This is a genomic window from Phreatobacter sp. (assembly GCF_030691135.1).
Taxonomy (GTDB): domain Bacteria; phylum Pseudomonadota; class Alphaproteobacteria; order Rhizobiales; family Phreatobacteraceae; genus Phreatobacter.
This window is the reverse complement of the sequence record NZ_JAUYFA010000096.1, coordinates 1-10,625: the sequence shown is the minus strand read 5'-3', so window position 1 is coordinate 10,625 and position 10,625 is coordinate 1. Positions and strand designations below refer to the sequence as shown.

13 protein-coding genes and 2 pseudogenes are annotated in these 10,625 nt (G+C 67.0%); 1 reads left to right on the top strand and 14 read right to left on the bottom strand.

All coding sequences use genetic code 11. From position 1 onward, the window contains the following. From Q8O26_RS17980 to Q8O26_RS17930, 11 genes and pseudogenes are all read right to left on the bottom strand, one after another. Positions 1 to 364 (bottom strand): annotated as a pseudogene (locus Q8O26_RS17980) (C4-dicarboxylate ABC transporter); the annotation flags it as partial. Between the two features lie 141 nt (positions 365 to 505). Further along, positions 506 to 2,026 carry a UxaA family hydrolase gene (locus Q8O26_RS17975; RefSeq protein WP_305578096.1) on the bottom strand — a complete coding sequence of 507 codons (1,521 nt, stop codon included), beginning with the start codon at positions 2,024 to 2,026 and terminating at the stop codon, positions 506 to 508. A 101-nt stretch (positions 2,027 to 2,127) separates the two neighbouring features. Continuing rightward, on the bottom strand, positions 2,128 to 2,748 hold the full coding sequence (gene ureG, locus Q8O26_RS17970) for an urease accessory protein UreG (protein ID WP_305578094.1): 621 nt from the start codon (positions 2,746 to 2,748) through the stop codon (positions 2,128 to 2,130). Between the two features lie 4 nt (positions 2,749 to 2,752). Continuing rightward, positions 2,753 to 3,448 carry an urease accessory protein UreF gene (locus Q8O26_RS17965; protein WP_305578092.1) on the bottom strand — a complete coding sequence of 232 codons (696 nt, stop codon included), beginning with the start codon at positions 3,446 to 3,448 and terminating at the stop codon, positions 2,753 to 2,755. Beyond that, a complete protein-coding gene (locus tag Q8O26_RS17960) occupies positions 3,441 to 4,115 on the bottom strand; it encodes an urease accessory protein UreE (protein ID WP_305578090.1) in 675 nt (224 codons plus the stop codon). The genes Q8O26_RS17965 and Q8O26_RS17960 overlap by 8 nt, the downstream gene beginning before the upstream one ends. A gap of 107 nt (positions 4,116 to 4,222) precedes the next feature. Then, a complete protein-coding gene (gene ureC / locus Q8O26_RS17955; RefSeq protein ID WP_305578088.1) occupies positions 4,223 to 5,938 on the bottom strand; it encodes an urease subunit alpha in 1,716 nt (571 codons plus the stop codon). 21 nt (positions 5,939 to 5,959) lie between these two features. Next, positions 5,960 to 6,265 carry an urease subunit beta gene (locus Q8O26_RS17950; protein ID WP_305578086.1) on the bottom strand — a complete coding sequence of 102 codons (306 nt, stop codon included), beginning with the start codon at positions 6,263 to 6,265 and terminating at the stop codon, positions 5,960 to 5,962. Continuing rightward, the gene (locus Q8O26_RS17945) at positions 6,262 to 6,513 is read right to left on the bottom strand and encodes a DUF1272 domain-containing protein (RefSeq protein ID WP_305578084.1); all 252 of its coding nucleotides are present in this window, start codon (positions 6,511 to 6,513) and stop codon (positions 6,262 to 6,264) included. Before Q8O26_RS17945 ends, Q8O26_RS17950 begins: the two co-directional genes overlap by 4 nt. A gap of 23 nt (positions 6,514 to 6,536) precedes the next feature. Beyond that, entirely contained in the window at positions 6,537 to 7,124 is a 588-nt protein-coding gene (locus tag Q8O26_RS17940; RefSeq protein WP_305578082.1) for a HupE/UreJ family protein, read from the bottom strand. A gap of 20 nt (positions 7,125 to 7,144) precedes the next feature. Further along, positions 7,145 to 7,447 (bottom strand): urease subunit gamma, encoded by a 303-nt coding sequence (locus Q8O26_RS17935; protein WP_296573547.1) that lies wholly within the window; start codon positions 7,445 to 7,447, stop codon positions 7,145 to 7,147. A 9-nt stretch (positions 7,448 to 7,456) separates the two neighbouring features. After that, complete coding sequence (locus Q8O26_RS17930; RefSeq protein WP_305578080.1) at positions 7,457 to 8,329, bottom strand: urease accessory protein UreD; 873 nt, start codon at positions 8,327 to 8,329, stop codon at positions 7,457 to 7,459. A 276-nt stretch (positions 8,330 to 8,605) separates the two neighbouring features. Here Q8O26_RS17930 and Q8O26_RS17925 point away from each other — a divergent pair, with 276 nt between their 5' ends. Then, positions 8,606 to 8,794, top strand: coding sequence for a hypothetical protein (locus Q8O26_RS17925; protein ID WP_305578078.1), 189 nt, complete (start codon positions 8,606 to 8,608; stop codon positions 8,792 to 8,794). 9 nt (positions 8,795 to 8,803) lie between these two features. Here the strand turns inward: Q8O26_RS17925 and pssA are convergent, their stop codons facing one another. The 3 genes and pseudogenes from pssA to Q8O26_RS17910 all read right to left on the bottom strand — a co-directional run. Further along, on the bottom strand, positions 8,804 to 9,643 hold the full coding sequence (pssA, locus tag Q8O26_RS17920; protein ID WP_305578076.1) for a CDP-diacylglycerol--serine O-phosphatidyltransferase: 840 nt from the start codon (positions 9,641 to 9,643) through the stop codon (positions 8,804 to 8,806). A 32-nt stretch (positions 9,644 to 9,675) separates the two neighbouring features. Further along, positions 9,676 to 10,377 carry a phosphatidylserine decarboxylase gene (locus Q8O26_RS17915; protein ID WP_305578075.1) on the bottom strand — a complete coding sequence of 234 codons (702 nt, stop codon included), beginning with the start codon at positions 10,375 to 10,377 and terminating at the stop codon, positions 9,676 to 9,678. A gap of 66 nt (positions 10,378 to 10,443) precedes the next feature. Further along, positions 10,444 to 10,625 (bottom strand): annotated as a pseudogene (locus Q8O26_RS17910) (twin-arginine translocase subunit TatC); the annotation flags it as partial.

Here is a 10,625-nt window from a genome sequence, read left to right as displayed (position 1 = left end):
CGCGCTTGCCGGCGATGAAGGGCAGTTCCATCGCCTCCGTCGCCGCAAAGCGGCCGGGCGTGTTGCCCGGCAGGGTCCAGACGATGTCGGCAACGCCATCGCGCGCCTGGTCGAAGAGCTGGGGCGGTGCGCCGCCGAGCTGCATAGACGGGAAGATGTCGATCCTGATGCGGTTGCCGGAGGCCTCCTGCACCTTGCGCGACCAGGGCAAGAGGAAGCGCTGGTGGGCATTCGACACGGGCGGAAGGAAATGGTGCAGGCGCAGCGTGACCTGCGGGGCCTGGCCCCAGGCGGTCCGCATCACCGCAGGGGTGGCAACGGCAGCGCCGGCAAGAGCCAGCGCATGGCGGCGGGTAAACGTCATGGCAGATGTCCTCGTCAACGTTCCTCGGGAGGCCGTGAGGCCGGCGCCGTTTGTGGCGTCTTGGTCGATTGGGCGCGACGATAGCGACTGGCAGGCGCCAGCCGCAAGGCATTTGGTCGGCCATCCGGCCGGCCCGACGCCTCACATGGTCGCGCCGATCTGCCAGGGCACGAACTCGTTGTCGCCATAACCGAGCAGTTCCGACTTGGTCTTCTCGCCCGATGCGGTCCGGAGGATGAGACCAAAGATCTCGCGTCCCTTGTCCTCCAGCGACACGCCGTCCAGCACGTCCCCGCAATTGATGTCCATGTCGTCGATCATGCGGGCATAGATGTCGGAATTGGTGGCGAGCTTGATGGAGGGCGTCGGCTTGCAGCCATAGGCCGAGCCGCGACCGGTGGTGAAGCACAGGAGGTTCGATCCGCCGGCCACCTGCCCCGTCGCCGCGACTGGGTCGTAGCCGGGCGTATCCATATAGACGAAGCCGTTGCGATCGATCTTCTCGGCATAGTGGTAGACGCCGCGCAGCGTCGTCGAGCCGCCCTTGGCGGCGGCACCCAGCGACTTCTCGAGGATCGTGGTGAGGCCGCCTGCCTTGTTGCCGGGCGAGGGATTGTTGTCCATCGACCCCTCGTGCTTGGCCGTGTAGCCCTCCCACCAATGGATGATGTCCACGAGCTTCTCGCCGACGGCGCGGCTCTCGGCCCGGCGGGTCAGGAGGTGCTCGGCGCCGTAGATTTCCGGCGTCTCCGACAGGCAGGCCGTGCCGCCGTGCCGCACCAGCAGGTCCACCGCCTTGCCGAGTGCCGGATTGGCGGTGATGCCGGAATAGCCGTCGGACCCGCCGCATTGCAGCGCCAGGCAGAGTTCGGAGGCCGGCAGCGTCTCGCGCTTCGCCTGGTTGACGATCGGCAGCATCTCCCGGATGCGGTCGAGGCCGGCCTCGATCGACTTCTTCGTTCCGCCCGTCTCCTGGATCGTCATCGACTGGAAATGCGCCCCCGGATGAATGCCGTAGCGCTTCATCAGGCCGGGAATCTGGAACACCTCGCAACCGAGGCCGACGATGAGCACCGCCGAGACGTTGGGGTTGGTGGCATAGCCCCAGATGGTGCGCTCGAGGATGTCGAAGCCGAGCCCCTCGCCGGCGAGGCCGCAGCCCGTGCCGTGGACCAGCGGGATGACGCCGTCGACGTTGGGGTAGTTATCCAGCATGCCCGACCGGTTCACCGCTTCGGCCATGAAGCGGGCGACGGAGGCTGAGCAGTTCACCGAGGTGAGGATGGCGATGTAGTTGCGCGTGCCGGCGCGCCCGCTCGCCCGGCGGAACCCCTGGAAGGTAGCGCGCTGCTCCAGCGGCAGCACGTCCTCCGGCTGGGCGTCGCGGGCGAAGGCATAGTCGCGTTCGAAGGCGGCGAAGGCGCAGTTGTGGGTATGGACCCAGTCGCCCGGCGCGATGGGCTGCGAGGCAAATCCGATGATCTGGCCGTATTTGACGATCGGGGCGCCCTCGGCGAGCGGCTTCGTCGCCATCTTGTGGCCCTTCATCACCCGCGCCGTCGCGGTCACCCCGTCGACTCGCTTGCCGGCATCGATCGTGTCGACGGCGACGACGACGTTGTCGTCCGCGGCGAGGCGAACGAAGCGGGGTTGGGTGGTCATGGGGCTCTCCCGGCGCAGCGGCCACTCGACCGTCATTGCCGGAGATCATGGCCTTCGAACCGTTCCAAGGGAAGAGGTCGAACGCCGATCAGTCCGCCGCCTCAACCGGCCTTGAGGCCGCCCTTCTCGCGCACGAAACGGGCGACTTCCGCCACTCCGTCGCCGGTCTTGATGTTGGTGAAGACGAAGGGCCGCTGCCCCCGCATGCGTTTCGAATCGCGGTCCATATTGCCGAGATCGGCGCCGACCAGCGGCGCAAGGTCGGTCTTGTTGATGACGAGAAGGTCCGAGCGGGTGATGCCGGGGCCGCCCTTGGACGGGATCTTCTCGCCGGCGGCGACGTCGATCACGTAGATGGTGATGTCGGCGAGTTCCGGCGAGAAGGTCGCGGCGAGATTGTCGCCGCCCGATTCGATGAGGATCAGGTCGAGCTCGGGAAACTTGGCGCGCATCTCGGCGACAGCGGCCAGGTTGATCGATGCGTCCTCGCGGATCGCCGTATGCGGGCAGCCACCGGTCTCGACGCCCATGATCCGCTCGACCGGAAGCGCGCCCGACCGCATCAGGTATTCGGCATCCCACTTGGTGTAGATGTCGTTGGTGATGGCGGCGATTTCGAACTCCCCCTTCAACGTCTTGCAGAGGGCATCCATCAGCGCCGTCTTGCCGGAGCCGACGGGGCCGCCGATGCCGACGCGCAGGGGGCCGTGAGGTGAAGCCATCGGGTCAACTCCTGAAGAGACGGGTGTATTGGGTTTCGTGGCGCATGGATGCGATATCCGAACGCAGGGCATGCCCACCGATATCGTCGAGCGCCAGGCTGGAGGCTGCCGCGGCGGTGGCCCCGACCACTGGCTCCAGGGCCACGAGCGCCCGCTGGCCGTCGGTCTGGCCGAGCGGGACGAGGCGCACCGCCGCCGAGATGAGGTTTGCCGCCACCGCGTGCAATAAGGAGTGGACAGCCGTCGCCTCGCCGATGCCGTGCGCCGCCGTCGCCGCGCCGACCGCCACAGGATAGGCGACCGCCTCCGGCCAGGAGGCACGGACGAGGGCGAGCGGGGCCGCAGGCCAGGCCGCTTCGGTGGCGGCCATGAAGGCATTGCCCTGGGCGGAGGTCTCGAGACGCCGCTCGCGGGTCGGCTGAAAGGCGAGCGCCAGTTCGGCGACCGCCGCGAGGGCTGTGCCGTCGCCTGCCGTCACGGCGCGATGGGCATGGGCACAGAACGTCGCATCCGCCAGCCCCGAGCCCTCCGCGACGACGACGCCGAGCCAGTCCACGAGGCTCTTCAGATCGGTGATGTCGCCGGTTTCGACCGCCCATTCGATGCCGTGCGAATAGCTGAAGGCACCGACCGGATAGGCCGGCGACATCCAGGCGAGCAGACGATAGAGGGCCGCGGGGGCGGCGGACGGCTCACCCATGTTTGTGGTCGTGGCCGTGGGCATGCCCGTGATGGTCATGGTGATCATGGGAATGGTCGTGTCCGCAGCCGCACGAGTCGTCGTGTGTGTGGCCGGCAGTCTTCACGGCGAGCACATCGCGCGGCGCGGCGGTATGCGCATGGCCGTGCGAATGCCCGTGGTCATGGGAATGCCCGTGATCATGCGAGTGCCCGTGGTCATGGGAATGTCCGTGGTCGTGGCCCGTCACCGTGCCGTGACCATAGGCGCCGCCTTCGGGATCGAAGGGCGCCTCGATCGGCACCACCTTCGCGCCGAGGCCGCGCACCATGTCCTCGATCACATGGTCACGGCGGATGCGCAGACGCTTGCCCATGATCTGGGTCGGCAGGTGGCGGTTGCCGAGGTGCCAGGCGACACGGACCATGTGGTTCGGATCGGTGGTGCGGATCTCGGCCAGCGGCTCGGCGGCGGCGACGACGAGGACGACGCGGCTGTCCTCGAGCTGCAATCCGCAATCGGAGACCAGCGGCACTGCCTCCGCGAGGTCGAGCAGGAAGGTCAGGCCGTCCACGCCTTCGAGCACCAGCCGCCGCCGGTGGCGATCGTCATAGTCGAGCACGACGCGGTCGATGACGGCGGTCTCGGCGAAGGAGCGGGGCGTGAGGACCTGGGTGGCGCGGATCATGGGTGTCTCTTGTCCTGGAGGCCTTGCAGAACTGAAGTGAGTCCTTCGAGACGAGCGCTGCGAGCCTCAAAGGACGCAATAGCCCAAATGCAGCCCGCTGGCGAACGTCAGAACAGAAAGTACCGTTGCGCCATCGGCAACTCTTTCGCCGGTTCGCAGGTCAGCAACTCGCCGTCAGCCCGCACTTCGTAAGTCTCGGGGTGAACCTCGATATGCGGCGTCGCGCCGTTGTGGATGAGGCTCTTCTTGGAGATGCCGCCGCGGGTGTTTTCCACCGGCAGCACGATGCGGTCGAGGCCGAGTTCCTTGTGCACGCCCTTCTCATAGGCCGCCTTCGACACGAATGTCACCGAGGAGGCCGTCATCGCCTTGCCAAAGGCGCCGAACATCGGCCGGTAATGCATCGGCTGCGGCGTCGGGATGGAGGCGTTGGGGTCGCCCATCGGCGCCGCGGCGATGGTGCCGCATTTGATGACGAGGGCCGGTTTTACGCCGAAGAACTTCGGCTCCCACAGCACGAGATCGGCAAGCTTGCCGACCTCCACCGAGCCGATGTGCTTCGACAGGCCATGGGCGATGGCCGGGTTGATCGTCACCTTGGCGATGTAGCGCTTTACGCGGAAATTGTCGGCGCCGGTGCCGACGTCCTCCGCCAGACTTCCGCGCTGGACCTTCATCTTGTGGGCGGTCTGGAAGGTGCGGATGATCACCTCGCCGACACGCCCCATGGCCTGGCTGTCGGAGGCCATGATGGAGAGAGCGCCCATGTCGTGGAGGATGTCCTCCGCGGCGATGGTCTCCTTGCGGATGCGGCTCTCGGCGAAGGCGACGTCCTCGGGGATCGAGGGTGAGAGGTGATGGCAGACCATGAGCATGTCGAGATGTTCCTCGATCGTGTTCACGGTGTAGGGCATGGTCGGATTGGTCGAGGACGGCAGCACGTTCTCCACCATGGCGACCTTGATGATGTCGGGCGCATGGCCGCCGCCGGCGCCTTCCGTGTGGAAGGCGTGGATGGTGCGGCCCTTCAGCGCAGCGATCGTGTCGTCGACGAAGCCGCTCTCGTTCAGCGTGTCGGTATGGATCATCACCTGGATGTCGTGGTCGTCGGCGACGGACAGGCAATTGTCGATGGCGGCAGGCGTCGTGCCCCAGTCCTCATGCAGCTTCAGCGCGCAGGCTCCCGCCTCGATCTGCTCGATGAGGGCGTCCGGCAGCGACGCGTTGCCCTTGCCGGCGAAAGCGAGGTTCATCGGGAAGGCTTCCGCCGCCTGCAGCATGCGGGTGATGTGCCAGGGTCCCGGCGTGCAGGTCGTGGCCGTGGTTCCGGAGGCTGGCCCCGTGCCGCCGCCGAGCATGGTGGTGAGCCCGCTCATCAGCGCGTCGTCGATCTGCTGCGGGCAGATGAAGTGGATGTGGCTGTCGATGCCGCCGGCCGTGAGGATCTTGCCCTCGCCGCCGATCGCCTCGGTGCCCGGGCCGATGATGATGTTGACGTCCGGCTGCACGTCGGGATTGCCGGCCTTGCCGATGGCGGCGATGCGGCCCTCCTTGAGGCCGACATCCGCCTTCACGATGCCCCAGTGATCGATGATCAGGACATTGGTGATGACCGTGTCGACGGCCCCTGCCCGGTTGGTCACCTGGCTCTGGCCCATGCCGTCGCGAATCACCTTGCCGCCGCCGAACTTCACCTCCTCGCCATAGGTGGTGAAGTCCTTCTCGACCGCGACGAAGAGCTCGGTGTCGGCGAGCCGCACCTTGTCGCCGACGGTCGGCCCGAACATGTCGGCATAGGCGCCGCGCGTCATCCTGTAGGGCATGAAATTCTCCTGGGAATGCGCTCAGAGCTTGCCCATGACCGCCTGGCGGAAGCCGTAGACGGTGCGTGATCCGCGATAGGGTACCAGCGCCACCTCACGCGTCTGCCCGGGTTCGAAGCGAACGGCCGTTCCTGGCGGGATGTCGAGGCGCATGCCCCGCGCCTGTTCGCGATCGAAGACGAGGCCGGGATTGGTCTCGTAGAAATGGTAGTGTGAGCCGACCTGGACCGGGCGGTCGCCCGTGTTGGACACCGTCAGCACGATGCTGTTCAGCCCCTGATTGAGTTCAACCATGCCCTCGGCTGGAATGATTTCGCCGGGTTTCATCGTGCAACTCCCTGACAGCCCTCGGCCTTGAAGACCCTGATGGTCGAGGCCGGAAAGCGGGCGAGCTTGGCCGCCGGCCTGATCGGACGGCGGACGAGGTCCCCGCCGCAGTTCGGGCAGAGGCCCTTGAGTATATCCCCGGCGCAATCGGCGCAGAACGTGCACTCGAAGGTGCAGATCACGGCATCGGGCGCGTCGAGGGCGAGGTCCCGGTCGCAGCATTCGCAGTTCGGGCGCAGTTCCAGCATGCGACGCTCCCGGTGACGTTGGATCAGAAGAAGCGGGCGGCGAGAACCACGCCCGCCACCGCCGTCAATCCGCCGGCCGCGCGCGCGGCAATCGGCATGGCGAACCGGGCGGCGAGAACCGTGACGGCGATGCCGATGGCGTGGAGCAGCGCCGTCGCCATGGCGAAGCCGCTCGCATAAGCGAGCCCGGAGGCATCCGCGGGGATCTCGGTCCCGTGCGCGTGGCCGTGGAAGAGGCCTGCGAGGGCCGCAAGCGCGCAGCCGACCGCGATATTGGGGCTGAGCGCGAGCGCCGCGGCGAGGCCGATCACCACCACCGACGCGACGATCCCCTGTTCGACGAGGGGCATCGGCACACCCGCCATCCCGAGGGCTCCGCCGACGACCATGGCGACGACGAAGCTTGCGGGCCAGAGCCACAGAGCCCGCCCCCCGGCGAGGCCCGCCCACAGTCCGATCGCTACCATGGCCAGGAGATGATCCATGCCGCCGAACGGATGGGCGAAACCGGAGGTGAAGGCATGGGTGTGCCCGGCACCCGTATGGGCCTCGGCGGCGGAAACCATGGCGAGAAGCGCGGCGGCAGGAAGGACAAGGCGGAGGGAGCGCATGGGAACGGACCTGTGCTGGATCAGCGGATGGGATCGTGGACGGTGACGAGTTTGGTCCCGTCAGGAAAGGTCGCCTCGACCTGGATGTCGTGGATCATCTCGGCAATGCCATCCATCACCTGATCGCGCGAGATGACGTGGGCGCCCGCTTCCATCAGATCGGCGACGGCGCGCCCGTCACGGGCCCCTTCGACGACGTAGTCGGTGATCAGCGCGATGGCTTCCGGGTAGTTCAGCTTCACGCCTCGCTCCAGACGCCGGCGCGCCACCATGGCGGCCATCGAAACGAGCAGCTTGTCCTTTTCGCGGGGCGAGAGATTCATCGGCCTTCCTCAGCAGGACCACACACGCGGGACCGGCCCGCGCAGCAGTACCAGAATGTTCATCAGAGCGGTGCGGAGCGCAAACGGATCGGGCGACAGCAGACGCAGCGAGAGAAGCCCGTCGAAGCCGCTGACGCCAGCCTCGACGCCCCGCGCATGGAACTGCTCCAGAAGGGCCCTCACCGCCTCGACACGCCCTTCCGCATCCGGCGCCACGAGGACGAGACTTGCAGCGGCCACCGCTCCTGCACCACAGGCCCGGCCCTTCAGGGCATCCGCGACGCCGCCCTCGAACCTCAGGCCCTCGGCATAGACCAGCCGGCCGCCGCGCCTGATGCGCCAGCGATCGAAAAGATAGGCGTGATCCACCCGCTCACCGCGGGCCAGCCGTCCGAAAACGACGCTCTCCACGGCCAGAACGCTCGCGCCAGCATCCATGTCGACGGTAAGCCGGCGCTCTAGCGCCGACCCGTCGAACAGGATGGCTTCCTGCGGCAACCAGGCGAAGTCTGCCCCCGCGGCGACTGTGATCGACGTGTCGAAGAAACCGATCCCGCCAGAGGAGCGGTAGACTTTCTCCGCCGCCTGCGTCGTCACCACCGCCCGCGTCGCGGGTCCGGCCTTGATGTCGAGGACGAAGCGGTCGCCGCCCGTGATGCCGCCTGCCGTGTTGATGACCACCGCTTCGAGCGGCTCACCGGGCTCGACGCGCGGCATCCGGATGCGAATCCCCGCTTCCTGGTAGCACTCGCGGATCACGGTCAGGCCGTCGCGGGTGCCGAGCGCCAGCCGGCCGGCGCCATAGGTCCGCTGCATCCGTTCCCCGGCGGAGCGCCAGGCGAACCGCCCTTCTGTCGACGTATCGGCAACGTCCGCCAGCATCTGCTCATGGCCCCCGCGAGGTGCGATTTTGGTCACCACCCCCCGGCGTCGCAAGCACAGAAATTGTGCAGAAACGGCCCAGGTCCGACCAAAAGGAAGGCCTGCCAGAATCACGCCGCATCCGCATGATCGTTTCAGGAACACGCGGCCGGTTACCGCGTATTAACCTTGGCCGGGAAAAATGACGACGAGTCGTGCATCGCATCCCGTGTGGACTGGTTCCTTGTCGCAGAGCCTCACGGCCTTTCCGGCAGGATTGCCCTGGAGACGACATTGATGCAGAACCCGCCGCCCCTTGCATCCGATCTCAGCCGTCGCCTCGACGGCCCCGATCCCATGGTCGCCAGTCTCGGGCGCCGCGGAGACCTGTCGGACGCGGAAGCTTTCGCCGTGCTGCGCCGGCGCTTCCCCGAAACCGCCCTGTGCGAGCGGGTCGCCGCGATCGCCCATTGGCGCCGCGGCTGACGATCACCGTCAGGCGGCGGGTGAATTGGTGTCCACCGGTGGCGTGGGCGCGGCCTGGGCTTCCGCCATCGCCATCTTGCGTGCCTGCAGGGCGACGATCGGCAGCGACACCAGATAGGCGAGCGAGCCGACCGCCAGCACTTCCCACGGATAGCTGAAGAGCAGCGCGACAAAGGCGATCGCGACGACGAAGATCGGCAGGACGCTTTCCCGCGGCACGCGCTCGCCGAACTTCTTGCCCGAAAACACCGGAACCTTCGACACCATCAGCAGCGCGATGACGACGGTGTAGGCAGTCGTGATGAGAGGCGGGCTGAGAAGATTCGGCAGACCACTGCGCTCCAGATAGATCGGGAGCAGCAGCAGCACCGCGCCAGCCGGTATCGGCACGCCCGTGAAGAAATTCGCCATCCAGGCCGGCTCGTTGGGATCGTCGATCTGCACGTTGAAACGCGCCAGCCTGAGCGCCCCGCAGATCGAGAAGACGAGCACGGCGATCCACCCGATGGGGCCCGCATTGTTCATCCCCCAGAGATAGAGGATGAGGGCGGGACCCGCGCCGAAACTCACGAAATCCGCGAGGCTGTCGAGTTCGGCGCCGAATTTCGACGTGCCTTTCAGAAGGCGCGCGATGCGACCGTCCATCGAATCGAGAATGGCCGCCAGCAGGACGAGGTAGACGGCGATGTCGAACTTCGCCTCCAGGGCCATCCGCATCGCGCTGAGGCCGGCACAGAGTGCCAGCAGCGTGATGAGGTTCGGGATGAGCAGGCGCATCGGCACCGGCCGGAACCGCCGCCGGGGCGGTTCGTTGCGATCCGGCGTGAAAGGCTGAAAAAGCGAGGACATGGCGCGGACCCTAGCCTGAATCGGAGGGCGCGTCAGCCGATCCGGACGATGCGCTGCGGTTCATCCGAGGCCATGTCGGCCAGAACCGTCTCACCGCCGACGGCGCGCTGGCCCTCGGCGACCAGCGGCTGGGCGCCTTCCGGGAAATAGACGTCGACGCGCGAGCCGAAGCGAATCATCCCGAAGCGCTCGCCGGTGGCCAGCGGCTGGCCCTCGCCGACCCACCAGACGATTCGGCGTGCGATCAGTCCGGCGATCTGGACGACGCCGAAGGCGCCGTAGCTGTTGCGGATGACGAGGCCGTTGCGCTCGTTGTCCTCGGAGGCCTTGTCGAGATCGGCATTGACGAACTTGCCCGGGCGATAGGCCATCTTCTCGATGGTCCCGCCGATCGGGGCGCGGTTCACGTGGCAGTCGAAGACGGACATGAAGATCGACACGCGGAGCATCGGGCTCGTGCCGAGGCCAAGCTCGACCGGCGGCGTCACGCGGGAAATCAGCGAGACACGCCCGTCCGCCGGAGAAATCACCAGCCCGTCGCGCGCAGGCGTCACCCGGACTGGATCGCGGAAGAAGAAGATTACCCAGACCGTCAGCACCAGCATCGGCCAGGTCAGCCAGGCGCCCCACCACAGGAGCAGCAGGGTGCCGACGCCGGCGATGGCGATGAAGGGGTAGCCTTCACGATGAACCGGAACGAAAACGGTTGTCCGGATGCTGTCGACGATCGACATAAATTCTCCCCGCAAGGTTCCCGCATCGCGTCGTGCCGAAGGTCGGCCCCCGGAAAGCCCGTTCCGTCAGGAAGCGGGAGCCGTGGTCTCGCCGTCGCCGTCACCGTCGGCTTCCCGCTTTTCAGCCGCCCGCTTCTTTTCCATGCGGGCGACGATGAGGATTCCAATCTCGTAGAGCCCGATGAGCGGAATGGCCAGCGACAACTGGCTGATGACGTCGGGCGGCGTCAGGACGGCCGCGACGACGA